This is a genomic window from Croceicoccus esteveae (assembly GCF_031846435.1).
Taxonomy (GTDB): Bacteria; Pseudomonadota; Alphaproteobacteria; order Sphingomonadales; family Sphingomonadaceae; genus Croceicoccus; species Croceicoccus esteveae.
This window is the reverse complement of the sequence record NZ_JAVRHS010000001.1, coordinates 366,792-386,277: the sequence shown is the minus strand read 5'-3', so window position 1 is coordinate 386,277 and position 19,486 is coordinate 366,792. Positions and strand designations below refer to the sequence as shown.

Here is a 19,486-nt window from a genome sequence, read left to right as displayed (position 1 = left end):
GCTCAGGACGGGCGCAAGGCATCCTTGGACAGATGCGTGATGCGGCAGGCCAGGTCTGCCTCGCCGGACGCGATGATGAGATGGTCGCCGGCATCGATCAGCCCTGTGGTGAACACGACATTGTCCACATACATCGCTTCTGCCAACGGCGCCGTGAGCGCAGCGTTCGCCTCAAGCAGCGGGCTGTGCTGCGTTGCCAGGGTTATTGCCGGGTCAGCAGGGGCGAGCAGCGACCAGAACGTGCGGTAGATGCCGATCGCGCCATCCGGCTCCACGCCGTGCCATAACGAAAGCCAGCCTTCCATGTCGGCAATCCGCGTCAGGACAGGCGGCGCGCCGCCGCCAAGCCGCGCGGTTGACGTGGTTGCCGCATGTGACCGGATGCACGTTTGCTCATGCGGCTTCCAGTGCAGCGCATCGGGGGACCGGGCCAGGTTGATGGAAGGTCCGGCCCGCCATTTGGCCCCGGGCGGATAGGCAGGATAGCTGGTACCGAGCGGCCGGGTCTGTGCCCAATAGGCACCACCGATAAGACCGTTAAACAGCACCATGTCCTTGTTCTGATGGTCGAGGATCAGGCCCTGCAAGGCCCAATCGAGGCCATCGTTCGAAGTGTAAAGACAAGTCCCCTGCCGTTGCGCAGATACACAGCACGCGGTCAGGAAATAGCGCCCTTCGATGACGCTGATGCGTGGATCCTCCACCCCATAGCTCTGGAAGTCGGCTGCAGGCGCAATCGCGCGGTCGTAATGAACGCGCACCACTTCCAGACCATCGGCAGAAAGCTCGACCGGCAGCAACCATGACAGGCTCGTTAGACCAAAGGTCGGCCACTGCCCCCCTGCAACAAGGAAAGTGCGTGGATCGGTCCTGTCCACATCGCTTAAGAGCCAGCCATTCAGCCGATAAGCACCATCTTCCCAGCGGATCGCATGAACTGCTCCATCCCACACCGGCTGCCTCAACGCCTCTGCCACTCTGACCATCAGCAGCAGATTGCCGTTCGGCAGGCGCGCCAATGCAGGATTGAAAGCGCCAAGCACGTAAGTGTCGGCCGCAAACCTGCCCGCCAGCGGTGATCGCGCAAGATCGACATCTGCCGGCGTGAACACCAGCTGGTCGTGCAGATGGTCAGGCACGGGTATCGCGCTGCATGACGACCAATTCCTGAACGACAGTGCGATCAGGCTGCGTCAGGGCAAAATGCACCGACACGGCAATATCTTCCGCGCGCAGCATTGTTTCATCAGCGATCCGTTGCGCTTGCTGCTCAGGCGTGATCTGCGGCTTCTGCAGATCGGTTCCCACCAGCCCCGGCACGATCAGGCTCACCTTGATGCCCTGTTCGCCGACTTCTCTGCGCAAAGCCTCGGCAAACCCGTGAATGCCGCTTTTCATGGCAGCATAGACGGTCGATCCGCCGCCCAGCTTGTGCACCGAATATGACCCGATCAGTACGATATGTCCAACGTCGCTGAACTGTTTGCAAGCCTTGTGCGCGCCGACGACATAATGCGTGAAATCTGCGGCAATGGCATAACGCAGATCATCCTCGTCAATATCGGTCAGCCCGCCTTCCCCGAACCCGGCGTTGAGAACGGCGATATCGTAGCTGCCAAGCGTCTGCTCCCCCTCATGGAAGAAGCGGTCGAGCCCTTCGCGCGTCGCAAGATCGCAGACAACACCGTGTCCTGTGCCTACTTCGGCAATCCGGCTGAGCGCGTCATCCAGATGTGCTGCGTCGCGCCCGCAGATGAACACCTCTGTTCCCTCAGACGCAAGCAGCACCGCGATGGCTCTGCCGATCCCGGTCGTGCCGCCGGTAATCAACGCCTTGCGTCCCTTCAGCGAAGGCATCGCCGTATGCGCGTCCGACGATGCGACCTGATCCTTCACCATGCAAATTCCTTCATGCAGCGAAAAATCGCCTTGTTACGGTCGCCAGTCGAGAAAGCGGGCCAGAAAGCCGAGACCATACTGCTGGCTTTTCTCCGGATGAAACTGCACGCCCATGATATTGGCACGCGCAACCGCTGCCGCCAGTTGACTGCCATGATCGGTCAACGCCGCCAGATCATGAGGATCGGCCGGGACAAAGTGATAGCTGTGCAGGAAATATGCCTCGCCAGGCAGGATCAGCCCTGCTTCTGCGGCCGGTGATGTCGGACATACATCGTTCCAGCCCATATGGGGCACCTTGATCGACGAGGCCGGGATCTGTGAAGCGGAGGTTTGCGCGGCTTTGGCCTGCTCCCGATCATTGCCAGCGCCGGCAATTGGCAGGACTTCGCCATCAATCCAGCCCAGCCCTGCATGAACGCCATGCTCCATTCCGCGCCGGGCGAGCAATTGCATGCCGACGCAGATGCCGAGGAACGGCACACCCTCGGTCCGCACGCGCGCTTCCATCGCCTCCACCATGCCTGTCACATTGCGCAGCGCAGCCGCACATGCTCCGAACGCACCGACGCCGGGGAGGACGATACGGTCGGCCCGACGCACGACTTCGGGGTCGCTGGTGACGATTGGCCGGTCCGCTCCCGCAGCAACAAGGGCGCTGACCACCGAATGAAGGTTGCCGGCCCCGTAATCGATCACCACCAGCCGTGTCGTCATCCTTACGTCTCGATCGTGCCGCTGCCCAGCATGCCCTTGGTCGAAGGAACAGCGTCGCTCTTGCGCGGATCGATCCCGACAGCCTGCCGCATGGCCCGGGCAAACCCCTTGTAGATGGCCTCGATCACATGATGGTTGTTGTTGCCGTAAAGAAGCTCGATGTGCAGCGTGATGCCGCAGGCCTGCGCCACGGAATGGAACCAGTGTTCGAACAGTTCGGTATCCATCTCGCCAAGGCGCGACTGGGTGAACCCTGCTCGCCAGACCAGATAAGGGCGACCCGAGATATCGAGCGCGACCCGGGCAAGCGCCTCGTCCATGGGAGAGAACGCTTCACCGTAACGAATAATGCCCTTGCGGTCCTGCAACGCCTGGTCAAGCGCCTGCCCAAGGGCGATGGCGCTGTCCTCGACCGTGTGGTGCTGGTCGACATGCAAATCGCCAGCGATTCGCATCGTGACATCGATGAGCGAATGACGCGAAAACTGTTCCACCATGTGGTCGAGAAAGCCGATGCCGGTGGCAACGTCGAACACGCCCGTTCCATCGAGCACAACCTGTACGTCGACATCGGTTTCGTGGGTCTTGCGCCTGATCGTGCCTGTCCGCATGCGGCCGCTATAGGCAAGCGGCCCTGCCGCGCAAGCCCATTCCCGTCGTGCGGCCTTTCACTGCCTTTGCCCTTGGCTGGATCATCCCCGAGGCTGGACCTGCTCCAACGCTGCACCGCCACCCGGATGCGCCCGATGTTCCGGCTCGAGCTCCTTGCGAGGCTGCCGTCGCAGGCTGGCAGGGTTAGTTTCCCGCTTGACCGGGCGGCACCGGGTTGCCAAGCCGAGGCGATGACACATAGCGCACCAGACAGCCTGATCCCCTATGACGAAATCGTGCAGGAAGCCTTGCGCGCGGTGGTCGGACGCGTGCTGAACCAGGTGCAGGCAGGCGGCGGCATGTTGCCGGGTGCGCATCATTTCTACATCACCTTCAACACAGGTGCCGCAGGGGTCGACATTCCCGAGCGCCTGCGAGCGCGCTTCCCCGATGAAATGACCATTGTTCTGCAAAACAAGTTCTGGGATCTTGAAGTTACCGACACGCAGTTTTCCGTGGGCCTGAGCTTCAACCAGCTGCCATCGAAACTGGTGATCCCGTTTGCCGCGATCACCTCCTTTGTCGATCCTGCCGTGGATTTCGGATTGCAATTTCAGGCAGCCGTTTCCGAAGCAGAGCCTGAACCGCATGATGACGCTCACAATGATTCTGCCGAACCGCACAAGCCCGGGCAGGAACGCACCAAAGATGCAAGCGTTGGGGGCGATGAAGGCGATGGGGACGGATCAAACGTCGTAACTGTCGATTTCGGCAAGAAGAAATGACGTGCCGCCGGCATCGGCCGGGCAAAGGGCAGCAAGACAGTAAAGAGGTATCAATGGCCAAACGTCGCCGCGTGCCGGGCATCAGTCCCAACCCGATGACCAATCTCATCGTCACTGACATCATGTTGCGCACGATCAGCCTCGCTGCGCGGCGGGTTGCTCAGGCCGAGCTGCTCAAGACGGGCTTGCGCGGGAAGGAAGCAGAAAAGCTGGCGAAACGCAAATCCCTACGTCGCACCCTGTTTTCAGCAGGGCTCGCGCGCCTTGCGACCCGGTCCATTCCCGGAGCGATGGTGGTGAGCGGCGGAGTGTTTGCCAAGACATTGTACGACCGGTCGAAAAGCCGCCGCGCCAGGCACGAAGGCAACAAGAAGCTGCAGAAAAGCCTGGCCAAGGCTGAAGATTGACAACAGCTCTGCCGCTGGGGTGCGGGAGTTTCATGACCTGTTGCATTGCGATCTCGGGCTTGACCGTGGGTGCGGCGCCAAGCATCAGCGGGCATGACCTTGTTCGATCCAGAAACTGATGCAACTGCCGCTTCTGCCCCGATAATGCATCGGCGTGGACTAATGCTCGTAATCTCCTCTCCATCGGGAGCGGGCAAGACAACGATTGCGCGCAAGCTGCTGGCCGCCGATGATCAGATTGCTCTTTCCGTTTCAGCAACGACCCGGCCGCGGCGGCCGGGCGAAACAGATGGCCGCGATTATCATTTCGTCAGCCAGACCGATTTTGACCAGATGGTCGAGGAACACGCCTTTCTGGAATGGGCCAAGGTGTTTGGTCACAGTTACGGAACGCCAAAGGCGCAAATCTGGTCGCGGCTGAAGGAAGGGCGCGACATCCTGTTCGACATCGATTGGCAGGGAACGCAGCAATTGCACCAGCGCGCCGAGGCCGATGTCGTGCCAGTTTTCATCCTGCCGCCAAGCATCGATGAACTTCGCCGCCGCTTGCAGTCCCGCGCCACGGACAGCGCTGACACCATCGATGCACGCATGGACCGAGCCAGAGCCGAAATCAGCCACTGGCACGATTATGACTATGTTGTTGTCAACGATGATGTGGAACGCTGCTATGACGAAGTGCGGCAGATTATCGCGGCCGAACGCCTGCGCCGGGCGAGGCAGACAGGCCTTGTTCCCTTCGTGCGTGCGCTGGTCGGCGACACCACGCATCCTCGCTCCAGCATATAGCGGGCCTCTTGCTCCTGCGTCTGCTTGACGTTAGTCCCCTGCCCAAACCAAGCTGACAAGGCTCGCCGCGACAGGCGGGCTGACCACAGCCTTTCAGCGGAGCAGCGGACATGGCTGATAAAGACGAACTGATCCGGCAAATCGATGCCGCTTTTGAAGACCGTGCGTCGGTGACACCGGCCAGCCATGCCGTTCGTCGTCCAGTCGAGACAGCCTTAAGCCTTCTCGACAGTGGCGATCTGCGTGTCGCGGAGTGCGATGGCGATGGCATCTGGACTGTGAACCAGTGGCTGAAGAAGGCTGTGCTGCTGTCCTTCCGGCTGAACGCAAACAGCCTTGTTCCCGCCGGATCTGGCGGTGCGCCGGCCTTTGACAAGGTGCCGTCCAAATTCGCTGGCTGGTCTCAGGCGCGCTTTGACGCTGCAGGATTCCGTGTCGTGCCCGGCGCCATCGTGCGCAGGGGCAGCCACATCGGCAAGGATGTCGTGCTTATGCCCAGCTTCGTCAACATCGGTGCCTATGTGGGCGAAGGCAGCATGATCGACACGTGGGCTACGGTAGGATCCTGTGCGCAGATTGGCAGGAACGTGCATATTTCAGGTGGCGCAGGCATCGGTGGAGTGCTGGAGCCCTTGCAGGCAGATCCGGTGATCATCGGGGATGGAGCGTTCATTGGCGCCCGCTCCGAAGTGGCAGAAGGTGTGCAGATCGGCGAAGGTGCAGTGTTGTCGATGGGAGTTTATCTGGGCGCATCGACCCGCATCATCGACCGCGCAACAGGCGAAGTTCATATGGGCAGGGTGCCTCCCTATGCTGTCGTAGTGCCGGGCTCCACACCGGGCAAGGCGCTCCCCGACGGTAGCCCCGGCCCTTCATTATATTGTGCCGTGATCGTCAAGACAGTGGACGCGCAGACACGATCGAAAACCGCGATCAACGAATTGTTGCGCCCCTGATCAGGCACAGCATCGGACGCTCTTTGGAACCTGTGCTTACTTGCCGGGTTTTGACACAGCGGCGGTTGCTGTTGCCGCAGACTAGTCTAGACTGGGTTTGTCTGGATAGAGTTGCATGTACAGAATTTCTCTCAATCCGGTCAGCAAGAACAACAGGCAGGAGCTGCGCATCTCATGAAACGCCAAGGGGATCGACTGGACGTGACGACGACGGAGGCTCGGTCAGGGTCGACACCCAACATCGTGCGCTGGGTCCTGATCATCAGCATGATCCTGATCGTAGGCGGTATGTCGGTGATCTGGATTACCGGAGCTTTGTCGACCGATGATGCCGAATCCATTGCGCCTGTTACCAACCAGACTGTTCCGCCCACCCCCGGTTCCGCTACTCGTCCCGGACCTGAGGGGCAGTAGACCGCGAGGGTTGTAGAGATCCTGTGGATACAACCGGCATTTATTTGAACCGCAACATTCAGGCAGGAAGCAAGGGATGAGGTGCTCAAATGGCTGACACGAAAAAATTCGGCAAGAACCAGCATGTAAAGTGGAACTGGGGCAGTGGCACTGCCAAGGGGCAGGTGCAGGAAAGATTCGAGCGCGACGTGGAGCGCACCATCAAGGGCACCAAGGTCAAGAAGCACGGCAGCGAGGACAACCCGGCATATCTCATCAAGCAGGAAGACGGCGACGAGGTACTCAAGCTTGGTTCGGAACTGGAAACCGACAGCTGACAGGAATTACGCGACGCCAGCTGCGCCTCTCGCTGTGCTTCAGCCAGTAACAAGGCCCCTTAGCAAGGCAAATCAGAACTATTACGACCCGCGATGTTAACAGGATGCCTTTGACATGACGGACGAGGAAAAGAAAACCATACGCAATGAGTTTGCCAATTGCGTGAATATGGCTCCGCAGGAGCTTGAAGACTGGCTTGAGACGAGCAAATCCAAATCGGTGGGCGACAGCGATACAGGCGAAAGCACTGGCCATGAATATGGCAGGCATATCGTAAAGATCAGACGCACGCATGTAGCCGATCTGTCAGAGGATCAATATCACCAGATGCGCAAGGTGGTTGGCTACGCCCATCGTCACCTCGCGCAGCGTCCTGATGGCGATATCGAGGAAACGAACTGGCGATATTCGCTGATGAACTGGGGGCATGACCCGCTAAAAACCTGATGGTCCATGCACTTGACCGCTTTGAAGATGCTCAGGAAGCCACGATCGACCGGGCTTTGGACGAGCTTTGTAAAGGCCGCAAACAAAGTCACTGGATGTGGTTCGTGTTTCCGCAGATCGCCGGGCTTGGCCACAGTCCAACGGCTCGGCATTTTGCAATCAGCGACGTGCATGAAGCGCAGGCCTATGCCACGCATCCGGTACTTGGTGCCAGACTTCGACTGGCATGCAGCGCTGTGATGTCCTGGGCGGGCCGACGCAGCGCACAAGAGATCTTCGGCGCAACCGACGCGATGAAATTGTGCAGCTCAATGACCCTGTTTGAATGGGCCTGCCCTGACGAAAACATCTTCGCTCAGGTCTTGGACGCCTATTTCAGTGGAAAACGGGACCGACGGACAAGATCGATACTGTCAGCCGGCGTGCAGCATCAGGAATGAGGTTGGAGCCTACAACCGCAGATCGGCGGCGGTCAGCTGAAGACCATCCGCTGTCCTCCAGGTGGCGCACCACTGCAAGGTGGCTGCTAGGGCCTGCATATGTGGTGGCAGGGATACTGCATCTGGCAGTGCCGGAACCATTTCTGCAGATCATGCCCGACATTGTCCCTGCACCGAAACTGGTAATCCTTGCCACTGGCGTCGCCGAAATCGCAGGCGGCCTCGCGCTTCTGCAGAATTTCTTTCCGCCCATTCGCAAGGCCGCGGCATGGGGATTGGCGATCTACGCCGTCTGCGTCTTTCCGGCCAACATCAACCATTTTGCAATGGACATGGCGCGGGTGGATCACGGCCTGGGTCTGGCCTATCACATCCCGCGTATGTTGTTGCAACCATTGCTGGTGTGGCTGGTGCTATGGGCGGGCCAGATCATCTTGTGGCCACAGCGGTTGCCAGACAAGCACGATTGACCCGCTTTTTATCCCAGATGTTTGGACACTGCAGCCGTCATCTTGAACATGGAAATCTTTTCACTGCCGATCACCTTCCCCAATTTGTCATCAGGTTCGATCATGCGTCGGTCATCTGCTGCCTGCAGATCATGCTTCTTGATGTAATCCCACACCTTGGCGGTAACCTCTCCGCGCGGCAGCGGCCCCTTGCCAACTATGGTTTCCAGATCGGCGGAGACAGCGACCGGTTTGTTGATGGCATTATTCTTTGCAGACATTTTCCTCGTCCCTCTTGTTTTGTGCCCGGTTCAAGTGCCCGGCGGTTGGCTGCCTCAATCCTGATCGTCCTCATCGAAAGTGTCATCGTCAGCGGCACGGGTATATTGCGCCGTAAGCACTGCGGCTGCAAGTACGTGTCCCTCAAGCGCCTCTACGATTGCAGTGCGCCCGGCACCCGCGGCAAGGTCCAGCGCACGATCCGTGGCGTATAGCTGAAAGACATAATCATGCGGCCCATGCCCGGTTGGCGGATCAGGCAGCAGCCATTCGTTTTTTCGGGCCGAATTGCGCCCGGTCTTTGGCGGCGTCTCGCCTTCAAGCAACTTTCCGCGCTGAGCAGCAAGCCCCCACACAAGCCAATGGCAAAGAGGTTTCGGCGCCGGCGCATCCGGATCCTCGACAATGAGGACAAGCTCTTTCGTGCCGGCAGGCGGGTCTGTCCATTCAAGCGGCGGGGCAACCGCATCCTCTTCATCAGCGGTAAAGCTGGGGTCGAGCGTCTCACCATCAGCAAAGGCGGCAGATCGCAGGCGAAAGCCGGATGCATGCAAGCTCTGCTCGCCGCCTAATGTTGCGATAGACAATTTACGATGACCTGCACGAACATTCTTAAGCGCAGCCCCCAACCAGGACGGAACGTGTTCCAGCATTCGAGCCATTCTCCAACCAGCAGCTTATGCAGGACGAATGTCGACCCACACACTATAGTCGGACAACGGCTTGTTGCCGCTTCCAGTTCCAGAGCAGTGATTTCGAAATGTAATCCCGGGGGTGCCAGCCAAGCGCTGTTGCAGTTCCACCCGATCACACTGGATTACAGCCTCGCAAGGGCGTATTCCAGAGGCATGTACACGCGCTTGCATCCGAAGCGTACGGACGAGGCGACGGCGTGCAAAAGGACCCGGTCCGACCAAAAAGCCGGACCGGAGAAAAATTCAGGCGCTCTCGAGGTTGATCGCGGCCTTCTTGCCGTTGCGACCAATTTCGACTTCGTAGGAGACACGCTGGTCACGCTCGAGCGTGTGCATGCCGGCTGCCTGAACAGCCGAGATATGAACGAAGCTGTCTTCGCCGCCGTCTTCAGGCTGAATGAAGCCATAACCTTTTTCGGTGTTGAAGAATTTTACTGTGCCAATCGGCATGATCGTTTCCTTTCGTAGTATCAAGACACGCCCGCAACAGCGCGGGTCGAGCCAGGCGTAATGTCGTCAAATGAAAGGAAGTCGTCGTGATTGGCGAGGTTGAAGCCAGACCTGTACCGAGTATTCCGTCGCAAATGTGACGTCAGCATCCAGCGCCTTAGCACAAAAGCGCGCCGGTGGAAAACTGTTTGCGTTGTCAACGGAGCGCGGCCCGACAGCCGGCCCCTTCGCAAGAAAAAGGGCGAGCTGCATCGTGCAGCCCGCCCATCTTAATCGCGGACCGATCCGATCAGCCAGGCATCATCACCGTGTCGATCGCGTGGATCGTACCGTTCGAAGCATCGACATCCGTCTGAACGACAGTGGCAGTGTTACCAGCGGCATCTGTCAGTGTGACATTGGTGCCATCGGTCTTTGCGGTCAGCATCTGTCCATTGACCGTGGTGAGTTGCGCCTCGCCGCCGCCCTGCTCGATCTGCTGCAGCAGCGCTGCTGCGTTCACGTCACCAGCAACCACGTGATAGGTAAGGATACTGGACAAATCGGCCTGGTTTGCAGGCGCGGTCAAGTCGGCAAGCGTGCCGTCGGGAAGCTTGTCAAAGGCAGCATTGGTTGGGGCAAATACCGTGAACGGACCTGCGCCCGAAAGCGTGTCGCCAAGGCCGGCAGCGGTAATCGCGCTGACCAGAGTCGAGAAATCGCCATTACCCTGGGCAACGGCAACCACGGTGTTGGCGTTGGTGTCCACCGCGGTGTCGGTTGCCATGGTATCCACCGGAACTTCAGCAACAGTGGTTTCGTCGGCGCCGCCACATGCGGCAAGCAGGAGAGTGGCCGAAGCCAGCGTTGCAGTAGCCAAAATCTTCATGATTACGTCCTTCTTGGTGCGGGCCACTTGCAGTCCGGCAGATGCCATTTTCGCGCCCGCAAACACCAATACGCTATGCTGAACCAGAAAAAAAGGCGAAATTATGGCAGCAACCTGTGCAAAGCTTGAAACATCAGTGCACAACAAATGCATCAGGTGCACTGATGCGCTGCAAGTCGTTATTCGGCAACGGCAAATGGCTGACTTGGCGTCCAGCCACAGCCATAGGATATTTCGCTCTCGGTCTGGTAAGTGACGGAATAGGGATAAAGGTTGTTCGTAGAACCATCCCTGCAATCGCCGGGTGTGGCGGCAAGCAGGAAGGATCCCTCCTCGTTCGTGCCGCTGAACGACACACCGTTGCGACCGGCAAACCGGTTTACGACGCGGGATTGATCGACCGGGATGTTTTGAGACGCCGGAATGTTTTGCGACAATGGTCGTCTGGGCGCAATGTCGTCGCTTGGTGGTGATCCGAGGTGTGCTGCATCGAGGTAGTGCAAGGTGGACCCGGTAACCTGTCCACTATGCAGCGGTGGCGGGCCGGTAAAGTAAAACGTTTCCTCCTCGGCGATCCCGGAATAAGGTTTTCGGTCGGACATGTCACCGGGCAGATCATCGCCAGCTCCTGGTGCCGAAACGCCAGAGTTGCATGCTGCCAACAGCAGACCACAAGAAATGATGCAGAACCTGTGCATTGCCATCGCTTGCGTGATCGCGTTCCGATTGGCAAGCTTGGCTTCAGCTCGGCAAAGCCCGCTGTTGAGTCGCGCACGAAAACATCGTCGCTATCGACGCGGTGGAGGGCGGTGGATATAGCCGCTTTGCCATGACACGCCCGATCAAGCTGCTGTTCATATCCTTCCTGACGCTGTTTTGCGCAGCGTGCACAGGCGCGGGAAGAACAGATGGTCCAGTGGTGCTTGCGGCCGCGAGCATGCAGGAGGCATTGGAGGAAATAAGCGCCACCTGGGCAGCGCAGGGGCATTCCCCGCCGCTCATGTCCTTTGCAGGATCATCCACTCTTGCCCGCCAGTTGCAACAAGGTGCACCGGCCGATCTCTTCATCAGCGCAGATGCTGCTTGGATGGACGAACTGGCCGCCGGCAGATTGCTGCGCGACGGCAGCCGCTCGGATCTGGCCGGCAACACCCTCGTGCTCATCGCGCCGCGCGAAGCCGATGTACGGGTGGAACTTGACGACAGCGGAAGTGTTCTTGCTGCCCTTGGCGACAGCAGGTTGGCAATCGCCGATCCCGATGCTGTGCCGGCGGGCCGCTACGGCAGATCCGCAATGATGTCGCTCGACCTGTGGGATCATCTGCGCGACAGGTTGGCAGTGGCGGAAAACGTGCGCGCTGCCCTTGCGATGGTGGAGCGAGGCAGCGCCACCTTGGGGGTCGTCTATGCGACTGATGCCACTGCATCGGACAAGGTGCAGGTGGTGGCGCGGTTCAACCCCGCCGATCATCCGCCAATCCGCTATCCTGTTGCCGTGCTTGCCGCGTCGTCGCACACAGATGCCGACGCCTTTCGCGCGTTCCTCGACAGCGATGCTGCCCGGCGTATCCTGCGCCAGCACGGCTTTACGGCAGTTCAATGAAGCCATCTTTGGCAGCATTGCGCGCATGAACAGATGATTGCCCTGTCCGCAGCCGAATGGGAGGTCATCCTGCTGTCCGTCCAGGTTAGCCTGACGGCGATCGGCCTGTGCCTGCCGCTGGCATATCTACTTGCCTGGCTGCTTGCCCGGCGCTTTGCCGGAAGGTTGCTGCTTGACGCAGTGGTGCACCTGCCGCTGGTGCTGCCGCCAGTCGTTACCGGCTGGCTGCTGCTGATCATGCTGGGGCCGCAGGGCTTCGCCGGAGCGTGGCTGAAGGAGACCTTTGGCATTACGCTCGTGTTCCGCTTTGCCGGCGCGGCATTGGCCGCTGCGGTAATGGCTCTGCCTTTGATGGTGCGGGCAATCCGGATTTCCATCGAGAATGTCGACCGACGTCTTGTCGGTGCAGCGCGCACCTTGGGTTGCGGCCCCTGGCGGGCATTTGCCACCATCACGCTGCCGCTGTCCCTGCCGGGTATCCTGGCAGGCGCGGTGCTGGGCTTTGCGCGATCCCTGGGTGAATTTGGCGCCACGATTACCTTTGCCTCCAGCATTCCAGGCGAGACGCGCACCTTGCCGCTGGCTATCTACAGCGGGTTGCAGGTTCCCGGCATGGAAGGAGCCGTCGCCAGACTTGCTGTCATCAGCGTGCTGCTTTCGCTTGCTGCGCTGCTTGCCAGCGAGGTCCTTATTCGTCGTTCGGGCGCGCGCAACCTTCATGTCCTTTGACATTGACATCAGGCATCGCATCGGGAGCACTGCCATTGCAGCAACCTGCCGCTCGCATGATCGGCTGATCGCGCTGTCGGGCCCGTCGGGTGTTGGCAAAACCACCGTGCTCAATTGCATTGCCGGTTTGCAAAAGCCCGAACAAGGGCGGATCGTCATCGCCGGCCTTACCCTGTTCGACAGCGATTCCGGCATCGATCTGGCGCCTGAAAAGCGCCGCTGCGGCTATGTTTTCCAGGACAATCGGCTGTTCCTGCATCGGCGCGTCGGTGCCAATCTCGTTTTTGGCGAAGCGCTCCACCCGCCTCAGGACCGGTGGATCACCCGCGATGCAGTCATCGAACTGCTGGGGCTGGCACATCTTCTGGAGCGATGGCCTGCCAACCTTTCAGGGGGAGAAATGAAGCGGGTGGCGATCGGACGCGCCTTGCTGAGCGCCCCGCGTTTCCTGCTGCTCGATGAGCCGCTTGCCTCGGTCGACCAGACCCGACGCGAGGAAATCCTTACCGTTGTTCAGCGAATCCGCGATGATCTTGCCATTCCGATCATCTACGTCAGCCATGAAGCAGCCGAGCTTGCCCGTTTAACCAGCACGATTATCACGATGGAGCCGCCAGCGCGCTAAGGCCCGCTAGGCGACAAGCCGCAGGTCTCGCACAACCGTCGCGTCGAGCGTCACGGCCGACACGCCGTCGATTGCGGCAACGGCATCGACCAGATCACCATCAAGCGCAAAGTCCCGCCCCAGCCGCATCATGGCTTCCCTGCCCTCAGCGAGGTGCAGCGTGACCAGCACCTCGCCATTGGCTCCATTGCCGCGCGGCAGCACAGCCGCCAGCTTCGCCAGTGCGTCCTTGCTGGCAATCGCCATGCGCAGCACCATGCGCGCCGTGCCTTTTACCTCTGCAATCGGGCGGGCGCCGCGCAGAGTCACGCGCGCGGGTTCTTCCGGGTTGGGCCGGTCAAGCTCCACGTTGAGCAGCAGGCACTCTCCGGCCGATGCCCATCTGTGCAGCGGTTCAATCAGGTCTTCTTCAAAACAGCTGGCACTGAACATGCCGGTCTGATCCGAAAATTCGAGCATCATGTATTCGCGCCCCCGCTTGGTACGACGCCGGCCTGCGCTTTCGATCATGGCGGCCATGACTGCTCTGCTGCGGTCAGCTGCGTTGCGTGCATCCGCTCCGACAAGGCTGGCATGGGTGCGCGCACCATTGGCACTGGCCACCGCGCGCCATTGTTCAATGGGATGGGCAGCAAAATAGAAGCCGAATGTTTCCCGCTCCTGCGCCATTTGCTCGGCCCGCGGCCACCGGGGAGCGTCGACAAGCCGCAAGTGCTGTGCATCGACTTCTTCGCTTGCGAACAGGCCCGCCTGCCCGCTGCCTTTCTCCCGGGCAGCGGTGTCGGCGACTGCCAGCAGCAGATCGGCGTTGGCGACAATTTTTGCACGGTTGTCCTCAAGACTGTCGAGCGCGCCTGCCCCTGCCAATCCTTCGAGTTGCCGCCGGTTCATCGACCCTGCCGGCAAACGTCGAAAAAGATTGGCAAGATCGGTAAATCGTCCGCGCAGGATCCGCTCTTCGACGACGGCTTCCATGGCTTTTTCACTGACATTGCGAATGCCGGCCAGTGCATAGCGGACCTGGTGGCCGTCGGGTGTCGGCTCCACGGTGAATTCCGCGTGCGAAGCATTGATGTCAGGCGCAGCCAGCGCCACTTCGGCGCGGCGCATGTCATCGACAAAGATCGAGAGTTTCTCGGATTGGTGCATGTCGAAGCACATCGACGCGGCATAAAACTCGTGCGGATAATGCGCCTTGAGCCAGGCTGTCTGATAGGCAAGCAAGGCATAGGCGGCGGCATGGCTTTTGTTGAAACCATAGCCGGCAAACTTGTCGATCAGGTCGAACAATTCGTTCGCCTTGCTGGCCTCGATGTCCGACACCACCTTGCACCCGTCGACGAACCGCTGGCGCTGCGCATCCATCTCGGACTGCACCTTCTTGCCCATGGCGCGACGCAGCAGGTCGGCATCGCCCAGCGAATAGCCAGCCAGGATCTGCGCTGCCTGCATCACCTGTTCCTGATAGACGAAGATGCCATAGGTTTCGGCAAGCACCGTCTTCAGCTTGTCATGCGGATATTCAATCGCCTCGGCACCATTCTTCCGACGCCCGAACAGCGGGATGTTGTCCATGGGGCCGGGCCGGTACAGTGAGACCAGCGCAATTATGTCTTCGAAGCGCGTAGGCCGCACCGCTGCCAGCGTACGCCGCATGCCTTCGGATTCGAGCTGGAACACACCCACCGTGCTGCCCGACTGAAGCAGGGTGAAAACCGCTTCATCGTCCCAGGGCAGCGTATCAAGATTGAGCGTGATCCCGCGCTGCGCCAGCAGGTCGAGCGCCTTGCGCAGCACCGACAGCGTTTTCAAACCAAGAAAGTCGAACTTTATCAGACCGCTGGTCTCGACATGCTTCATGTCGAATTGCGTGACCGGCATGTCGGAACGCGGGTCGCGGTAAAGCGGGACCAGCTCGCTCAGCGGCCGATCACCAATGACCACACCTGCGGCATGGGTGGAGCTGTTGCGCGGCAGGCCCTCAAGCTGCATGGCAAGGTCGATCAGCCGCCTGACCTGCGGATCGCGGCGGTATTCGCCGGAAAAATCGGCGATGCCGTTAAGCGTGCGGTGGAGCGTCCATGGGTCTGTGGGGTGGTTGGGCACCAGCTTGCACAACCGATCGACATGGCCGTAGCTCATCTGCAGGATGCGGCCGCAATCGCGCAGCACGGCGCGCGCCTTCATCTTGCCGAACGTGATGATCTGCGCGACATGATCGTGCCCGTATTTGTCCTGCACGTAGCGGATGACCTCGCCGCGACGCGTTTCGCAAAAGTCGATGTCGAAGTCGGGCATCGACACGCGTTCGGGGTTGAGGAACCGCTCGAACAACAGGCCAAGGCGCAGCGGGTCAAGATCCGTGATGGTCAGCGCCCATGCAACGACGCTGCCCGCGCCCGACCCGCGCCCCGGACCCACGGGAATGCCGTTTTCCTTCGCCCATTTGATGAAATCGGCCACGATCAGGAAGTACCCGGCAAAGCCCATGCCGGTGATGACTTCTGTCTCGAACTGGAGGCGCTCCTGGTAGGCTTGCCGCTCCTCGTCAGAGAGGGTGTCATATTGCGCCAGCCGCCGCTCGAGCCCGGCACGCGCGTCGCTGGCAAGGAGGCGCGCCTCACCTTCGACATCGCCTGCCAGACTGGGCAGGATCGGTTTGCGATCGGGCGGCAGCACTGCGGTGCGCTGGGCTACCACCAATGTGTTTGCCAATCCTTCGGGCAGGTCAGCAAACAACGCCTGCATCGCGGCGGCGTCCTTCACCCACGCATCACGCGGTGCACGCGGGCGGTCCTCGACATCGACATGCGTCGCATTGGCGATGCACAGCATGGCATCGTGCGCTTCGTGGAAATCCGCTTCGGCAAAGAAGGCCGGATTGGTCGCGACCAACGGCAGGTCGCGTTCGTAAGCAAGCGCGATCAGCGCCTCTTCCGCGGCGGCTTCAAGAGGAGCGCCACTGCGGGCAATTTCCACATACAGCCGGTCGGGAAACAGCCGCTGCAGTGCATCACAGCAGGCAAGCGCCTCATGGTGCTGACCTTCAGCAAGCAACCTCGCCAGCGCCCCCTCACCCGCGCCTGTCAGGCAGATCAAACCATCGGTGTGCCCTTCGAGCATGGCGAAGGTGACATGCGGGTCGAGATGCAGTGGCCGGTCAAGGTGGGCGCGGCTGACGAGATGGCACAGATTGTCCCACCCGGTCTCGTCCTGCGCATAAACTGCGATCCAGTCGATTGCCTCGCGCTCCGGCCGCTGAACGGCAAGAAAGGCGCCGATGATCGGCTGAACACCCGCCGCGACGCAGGCAGAGGCGAAGGCAACCGCGCCATAAAGCCCGTTGCGGTCGCAAATCGCTATTGCCGGAAAGCCGCGCTCCTTGGCAAGCCCGGCAATTTTCTTGGGCTCGATCGCGCCTTCCAGCAAGGTGTAGCTGGAAAACACGCGCAAGGGGACAAAGGGAGCAAAAGACATTCCCGCCCCTTAGCAAACCTTGCGCCGCCTTGGGAGTAGGCGAAGGATTTCACCCCCGCATTTTTGTCGCCAAGTCTGCCGCATCATGACTGCAGCGACAGGTCAGACACCAGCGAAACGGCAGTTGCCGCAGCGATCAGGCGGCAGGAAAATCGTCTCGCCGCGACAACGACAGGATCTCGGGAAGCTCGAAAACACGATCGCCAGCCTTCTGGATGACCAGATGCTGTCGATCATCATCAGGCAGCAGCGACACGAAACGGATCATTTCCGCAAATGTCCCTTCGCGCATTACGTTAAAGCCGCGCAAGAGATTGCTCTTGTTGCCATTGGGGCGCCGGTGAATCGATGCATGGTCACCCCAGTCGATGCCACCGCCCGAAGCCGGTTCGCCATGGAAAGTGGTGGGGGAATGGCTCACGGGCGAACTCCTTTTGTCATCTTGTACCATGTTCGTCGGGTAAACGCCCGACCGATAATTGCAGTTCCGGATGCGGCCGAAGCAGCAGCGATCAGCCTTGCTTCAGCAAGCCATCCTGCAGCCGCACAACCCTGTCCATGCGACGCGCGAGCCGTTGGTTGTGCGTCGCCACAATCGCGGCGCTGCCCTGCCCGCGCACGAGCCGCAGGAACTCGTCGAGCACACGGTCCGCCGTTGCTTCATCCAGATTGCCGGTCGGCTCATCCGCCAGCACCAGGTCCGGGCGATTGGCAAGCGCCCGCGCCACTGCCACGCGTTGCTGCTCGCCACCGGAAAGCTGGCTTGGCCGATGACCCAGCCGCTCGCCCAGGCCCAGTGCCTGAAGCAGTTCTGCTGCCCGCGACAAGGCGTCGGCCCGTGATCTGCCAGCCACCAATTGGGGCAGAATCACATTTTCCTGTGCATCGAAATCAGGCAGCAAATGGTGGAACTGGTAGACAAAGCCAAGATGATCGCGCCGCAAAATTGTCCGGGCATTGGCGCCAAGCGCGGTGGCGTGGGCGCCCGCAATCTCGATGCTGCCTTCAAAACCCCCTTCGAGCAGGCCGATTGCCTGCAGCATGGTCGATTTGCCTGATCCCGAAGGACCGAGCAGCGCAACAATCTGCCCGGGCATGACGTCAAGGTCGATGCCGCGCAGCACATCGATGGTAACCCCGCCTTGCGTGAAACTGCGCGCCAGCTTGCGCAGCCGGACCACTGGGGTGACCCCTGCGGCCGCAGTTCCTTCGAGAGTAGAAACGGCCGCATCATTCATAGCGCAGCACCTGCACCGGATCGGTATTGGCCGCTTTCAAGGCTGGGTAAAGCGTCGCCAGGAACGACAACACCAGCGCCATGGCCGCGATGGTGGTGACCTCCGCCGGATCGGTGCGCGCGGGCAGCTCGGTAAGAAAGCGAATCGACGGGTCCCACAATTGCTCGCCAGTGAAAAGCTCGACCACGCCGACCACCGACTGCCGGAACTCCAGCGCGACAAAGCCCAGGATCAGCCCGGCAATTGTTCCCATCGCGCCAATCAGAAACCCGGCGGTGACAAATATCTTGGTGATCGAACGCCGCGTCGCGCCCATCGTGCGCAAAATGGCAATGTCCCGCGTCTTGGCCCGCACCAGCATGATGAGCGAGGACAGGATGTTGAACACCGCGACCAGCACGATGATCGACAGCACGACGAACATCGCCACTCGTTCCACCGCCAGCGCTTCGAACAGGGATGCGTTGATCGTCCGCCAGTCCGATACGATCGCCCGGCCCGCCAGACGCTGTGTTACCGGTGCCAGCGTTTCGCCCACAGTGTCAGGATCGCTGGTAAGCACCTCGATGGTGCCGATGGAATCGCCTGTCAGCAGCAGCGTCTGCGCATCTTCCAGCGGCATGACGACAAAAGCGTTGTCATAATCATAGATGCCGATTTCGAAAACTGCCGCAATCTCGTAACCGATCTCACGCGGGACCGTGCCGAACGGCGTGCTGCGCCCCTGCGGATTGATGATGGTGATGGTGTCTCCGATCCGCGCACCCAGGGTCTGCGCCAGCCGGGCGCCGATCGCCACCTGCGACGCGCCGGGTTGCAGCGCGGCCAGATTGCCCATCAGTTTCTTGTCGGCAAGCCGGGCGATATCCTCAGGCTGATTGCCGCGCACCAGCACCGCTTCTACCCGGCCGTTGAAGGTTGCGAGCAACGGCTGCTCGATCAATGGGGATGCACGCGTCACGCCCGGTGTTGCGCGCACATCCTTCACCACCTCCTGCCAATTATCAAGCCTGCCACCATAGGCCTGAATGATGGCATGGCCGTTGAGCCCGACGATCTTGTCCACGAGTTCGGCGCGGAACCCGTTCATCACGCTCATGACGATGACCAGCGCGGCAACACCCAGCATCACGGCGGCAAGGCTGATCCCTGCAACCAGCGCAATAAACCGCTCGCCCTTGCCGGGCAGCATGTATCGCTTGGCGATCATCCATTCAAATGGAGTGAGGATCACGCCTGCTGCACCCGTTCAGGGCGTGCTGACAGGGCCGGACAGATGACGGCGGAGCAAGGAAAGGTGGAGGCTGCTA

25 protein-coding genes are annotated in these 19,486 nt (G+C 60.3%); 12 read left to right on the top strand and 13 right to left on the bottom strand.

Features of this window, described 5'->3' with window-relative positions:
- Positions 1-2 precede the first annotated feature (2 nt).
- From RM533_RS01815 to hisB, 4 genes are read right to left on the bottom strand one after another with little or no spacing between them, the layout of a single operon-like run.
- Positions 3-1,139 carry a glycoside hydrolase family 130 protein gene (locus RM533_RS01815; protein ID WP_311339474.1) on the bottom strand — a complete coding sequence of 379 codons (1,137 nt, stop codon included), beginning with the start codon at positions 1,137-1,139 and terminating at the stop codon, positions 3-5.
- A complete protein-coding gene (locus RM533_RS01810; protein ID WP_311339473.1) occupies positions 1,132-1,899 on the bottom strand; it encodes an SDR family oxidoreductase in 768 nt (255 codons plus the stop codon). The genes RM533_RS01815 and RM533_RS01810 overlap by 8 nt, the downstream gene beginning before the upstream one ends.
- Before the next feature lie 33 nt (positions 1,900-1,932).
- Positions 1,933-2,616, bottom strand: a complete 684-nt coding sequence (gene hisH / locus RM533_RS01805) for an imidazole glycerol phosphate synthase subunit HisH (protein ID WP_311339472.1) — start codon at positions 2,614-2,616, stop codon at positions 1,933-1,935.
- A 2-nt stretch (positions 2,617-2,618) separates the two neighbouring features.
- Positions 2,619-3,227 (bottom strand): imidazoleglycerol-phosphate dehydratase HisB, encoded by a 609-nt coding sequence (gene hisB / locus RM533_RS01800; protein ID WP_311339471.1) that lies wholly within the window; start codon positions 3,225-3,227, stop codon positions 2,619-2,621.
- Positions 3,228-3,458: 231 nt separating this feature from the next.
- Here hisB and RM533_RS01795 point away from each other — a divergent pair, with 231 nt between their 5' ends.
- The 9 genes from RM533_RS01795 to RM533_RS01755 all read left to right on the top strand — a co-directional run bounded on the left by RM533_RS01795 (position 3,459) and on the right by RM533_RS01755 (position 8,233).
- On the top strand, positions 3,459-3,992 hold the full coding sequence (locus tag RM533_RS01795) for an SspB family protein (protein WP_311339470.1): 534 nt from the start codon (positions 3,459-3,461) through the stop codon (positions 3,990-3,992).
- Positions 3,993-4,045: 53 nt separating this feature from the next.
- On the top strand, positions 4,046-4,399 hold the full coding sequence (locus RM533_RS01790) for a hypothetical protein (protein WP_311339469.1): 354 nt from the start codon (positions 4,046-4,048) through the stop codon (positions 4,397-4,399).
- A 93-nt stretch (positions 4,400-4,492) separates the two neighbouring features.
- Positions 4,493-5,188, top strand: a complete 696-nt coding sequence (gene gmk / locus RM533_RS01785; RefSeq protein WP_311339468.1) for a guanylate kinase — start codon at positions 4,493-4,495, stop codon at positions 5,186-5,188.
- 110 nt (positions 5,189-5,298) lie between these two features.
- Entirely contained in the window at positions 5,299-6,144 is an 846-nt protein-coding gene (dapD, locus tag RM533_RS01780) for a 2,3,4,5-tetrahydropyridine-2,6-dicarboxylate N-succinyltransferase (protein WP_311339467.1), read from the top strand.
- A gap of 174 nt (positions 6,145-6,318) precedes the next feature.
- Positions 6,319-6,558: a hypothetical protein gene (locus RM533_RS01775; RefSeq protein WP_311339466.1), complete on the top strand. Its 240-nt coding sequence runs from the start codon at positions 6,319-6,321 to the stop codon at positions 6,556-6,558.
- An 89-nt stretch (positions 6,559-6,647) separates the two neighbouring features.
- Positions 6,648-6,875 (top strand): hypervirulence associated TUDOR domain-containing protein, encoded by a 228-nt coding sequence (locus RM533_RS01770; RefSeq protein ID WP_311339465.1) that lies wholly within the window; start codon positions 6,648-6,650, stop codon positions 6,873-6,875.
- Positions 6,876-6,990: 115 nt separating this feature from the next.
- Complete coding sequence (locus RM533_RS01765) at positions 6,991-7,323, top strand: DUF3140 domain-containing protein (RefSeq protein WP_311339464.1); 333 nt, start codon at positions 6,991-6,993, stop codon at positions 7,321-7,323.
- On the top strand, positions 7,323-7,763 hold the full coding sequence (locus tag RM533_RS01760; protein WP_311339463.1) for a DUF1810 domain-containing protein: 441 nt from the start codon (positions 7,323-7,325) through the stop codon (positions 7,761-7,763). The genes RM533_RS01765 and RM533_RS01760 overlap by 1 nt, the downstream gene beginning before the upstream one ends.
- A gap of 2 nt (positions 7,764-7,765) precedes the next feature.
- Entirely contained in the window at positions 7,766-8,233 is a 468-nt protein-coding gene (locus RM533_RS01755) for a DoxX family protein (protein WP_432265002.1), read from the top strand.
- Positions 8,234-8,241: 8 nt separating this feature from the next.
- Here RM533_RS01755 and RM533_RS01750 read toward each other — a convergent pair whose 3' ends face one another.
- From RM533_RS01750 to RM533_RS01730, 5 genes are all read right to left on the bottom strand, one after another.
- Positions 8,242-8,493, bottom strand: a complete 252-nt coding sequence (locus tag RM533_RS01750; protein WP_311339462.1) for an SWIB/MDM2 domain-containing protein — start codon at positions 8,491-8,493, stop codon at positions 8,242-8,244.
- Positions 8,494-8,547: 54 nt separating this feature from the next.
- Positions 8,548-9,045: a YbhB/YbcL family Raf kinase inhibitor-like protein gene (locus RM533_RS01745; RefSeq protein WP_311339461.1), complete on the bottom strand. Its 498-nt coding sequence runs from the start codon at positions 9,043-9,045 to the stop codon at positions 8,548-8,550.
- A gap of 384 nt (positions 9,046-9,429) precedes the next feature.
- On the bottom strand, positions 9,430-9,636 hold the full coding sequence (locus RM533_RS01740; protein ID WP_311339460.1) for a cold-shock protein: 207 nt from the start codon (positions 9,634-9,636) through the stop codon (positions 9,430-9,432).
- A gap of 289 nt (positions 9,637-9,925) precedes the next feature.
- Positions 9,926-10,504: a fasciclin domain-containing protein gene (locus RM533_RS01735; protein ID WP_311339459.1), complete on the bottom strand. Its 579-nt coding sequence runs from the start codon at positions 10,502-10,504 to the stop codon at positions 9,926-9,928.
- A 179-nt stretch (positions 10,505-10,683) separates the two neighbouring features.
- Positions 10,684-11,106 carry a hypothetical protein gene (locus tag RM533_RS01730; RefSeq protein ID WP_311339458.1) on the bottom strand — a complete coding sequence of 141 codons (423 nt, stop codon included), beginning with the start codon at positions 11,104-11,106 and terminating at the stop codon, positions 10,684-10,686.
- Positions 11,107-11,333: 227 nt separating this feature from the next.
- Here RM533_RS01730 and modA point away from each other — a divergent pair, with 227 nt between their 5' ends.
- Genes modA through RM533_RS01715 form a run of 3 tightly spaced genes read left to right on the top strand, consistent with a single transcriptional unit; the run spans position 11,334 to position 13,461 of the window.
- Complete coding sequence (modA, locus tag RM533_RS01725; RefSeq protein ID WP_311339457.1) at positions 11,334-12,107, top strand: molybdate ABC transporter substrate-binding protein; 774 nt, start codon at positions 11,334-11,336, stop codon at positions 12,105-12,107.
- Between the two features lie 33 nt (positions 12,108-12,140).
- Positions 12,141-12,836 (top strand): molybdate ABC transporter permease subunit, encoded by a 696-nt coding sequence (gene modB, locus RM533_RS01720; protein ID WP_311339456.1) that lies wholly within the window; start codon positions 12,141-12,143, stop codon positions 12,834-12,836.
- Positions 12,826-13,461 (top strand): ATP-binding cassette domain-containing protein, encoded by a 636-nt coding sequence (locus RM533_RS01715; protein ID WP_311339455.1) that lies wholly within the window; start codon positions 12,826-12,828, stop codon positions 13,459-13,461. The genes modB and RM533_RS01715 overlap by 11 nt, the downstream gene beginning before the upstream one ends.
- A 6-nt stretch (positions 13,462-13,467) precedes the next feature.
- Here the strand turns inward: RM533_RS01715 and dnaE are convergent, their stop codons facing one another.
- The 4 genes from dnaE to RM533_RS01695 form a co-directional block, all read right to left on the bottom strand.
- Positions 13,468-16,938, bottom strand: a complete 3,471-nt coding sequence (gene dnaE / locus RM533_RS01710) for a DNA polymerase III subunit alpha (RefSeq protein ID WP_311339454.1) — start codon at positions 16,936-16,938, stop codon at positions 13,468-13,470.
- Positions 16,939-17,074: 136 nt separating this feature from the next.
- A complete protein-coding gene (locus tag RM533_RS01705) occupies positions 17,075-17,359 on the bottom strand; it encodes a hypothetical protein (protein WP_311339453.1) in 285 nt (94 codons plus the stop codon).
- 91 nt (positions 17,360-17,450) lie between these two features.
- Entirely contained in the window at positions 17,451-18,176 is a 726-nt protein-coding gene (locus RM533_RS01700) for an ABC transporter ATP-binding protein (protein ID WP_311339452.1), read from the bottom strand.
- Positions 18,169-19,410 carry a lipoprotein-releasing ABC transporter permease subunit gene (locus RM533_RS01695; protein ID WP_311339451.1) on the bottom strand — a complete coding sequence of 414 codons (1,242 nt, stop codon included), beginning with the start codon at positions 19,408-19,410 and terminating at the stop codon, positions 18,169-18,171. Before RM533_RS01695 ends, RM533_RS01700 begins: the two co-directional genes overlap by 8 nt.
- Between the last annotated feature and the right edge of the window lie 76 nt (positions 19,411-19,486).

Bases quoted from the DNA above. Each gene is read 5' to 3' on its own strand.
- RM533_RS01715 (WP_311339455.1), top strand. From the start codon at position 12,826: ATGTCCTTTGACATTGACATCAGGCATCGCATCGGGAGCACTGCCATT.
- RM533_RS01735 (WP_311339459.1), bottom strand. From the start codon at position 10,504: ATGAAGATTTTGGCTACTGCAACGCTGGCTTCGGCCACTCTCCTGCTT.
- RM533_RS01750 (WP_311339462.1), bottom strand. From the start codon at position 8,493: ATGTCTGCAAAGAATAATGCCATCAACAAACCGGTCGCTGTCTCCGCC.
- RM533_RS01790 (WP_311339469.1), top strand. From the start codon at position 4,046: ATGGCCAAACGTCGCCGCGTGCCGGGCATCAGTCCCAACCCGATGACC.
- RM533_RS01810 (WP_311339473.1), bottom strand. From the start codon at position 1,899: ATGGTGAAGGATCAGGTCGCATCGTCGGACGCGCATACGGCGATGCCT.
- RM533_RS01700 (WP_311339452.1), bottom strand. From the start codon at position 18,176: ATGAATGATGCGGCCGTTTCTACTCTCGAAGGAACTGCGGCCGCAGGG.
- RM533_RS01760 (WP_311339463.1), top strand. From the start codon at position 7,323: ATGGTCCATGCACTTGACCGCTTTGAAGATGCTCAGGAAGCCACGATC.
- RM533_RS01770 (WP_311339465.1), top strand. From the start codon at position 6,648: ATGGCTGACACGAAAAAATTCGGCAAGAACCAGCATGTAAAGTGGAAC.
- RM533_RS01765 (WP_311339464.1), top strand. From the start codon at position 6,991: ATGACGGACGAGGAAAAGAAAACCATACGCAATGAGTTTGCCAATTGC.
- RM533_RS01740 (WP_311339460.1), bottom strand. From the start codon at position 9,636: ATGCCGATTGGCACAGTAAAATTCTTCAACACCGAAAAAGGTTATGGC.
- RM533_RS01795 (WP_311339470.1), top strand. From the start codon at position 3,459: ATGACACATAGCGCACCAGACAGCCTGATCCCCTATGACGAAATCGTG.
- hisH (WP_311339472.1), bottom strand. From the start codon at position 2,616: ATGACGACACGGCTGGTGGTGATCGATTACGGGGCCGGCAACCTTCAT.
- RM533_RS01775 (WP_311339466.1), top strand. From the start codon at position 6,319: ATGAAACGCCAAGGGGATCGACTGGACGTGACGACGACGGAGGCTCGG.
- hisB (WP_311339471.1), bottom strand. From the start codon at position 3,227: ATGCGGACAGGCACGATCAGGCGCAAGACCCACGAAACCGATGTCGAC.
- modA (WP_311339457.1), top strand. From the start codon at position 11,334: ATGACACGCCCGATCAAGCTGCTGTTCATATCCTTCCTGACGCTGTTT.
- dnaE (WP_311339454.1), bottom strand. From the start codon at position 16,938: ATGTCTTTTGCTCCCTTTGTCCCCTTGCGCGTGTTTTCCAGCTACACC.
- RM533_RS01730 (WP_311339458.1), bottom strand. From the start codon at position 11,106: ATGTCCGACCGAAAACCTTATTCCGGGATCGCCGAGGAGGAAACGTTT.
- dapD (WP_311339467.1), top strand. From the start codon at position 5,299: ATGGCTGATAAAGACGAACTGATCCGGCAAATCGATGCCGCTTTTGAA.
- gmk (WP_311339468.1), top strand. From the start codon at position 4,493: ATGACCTTGTTCGATCCAGAAACTGATGCAACTGCCGCTTCTGCCCCG.
- modB (WP_311339456.1), top strand. From the start codon at position 12,141: ATGATTGCCCTGTCCGCAGCCGAATGGGAGGTCATCCTGCTGTCCGTC.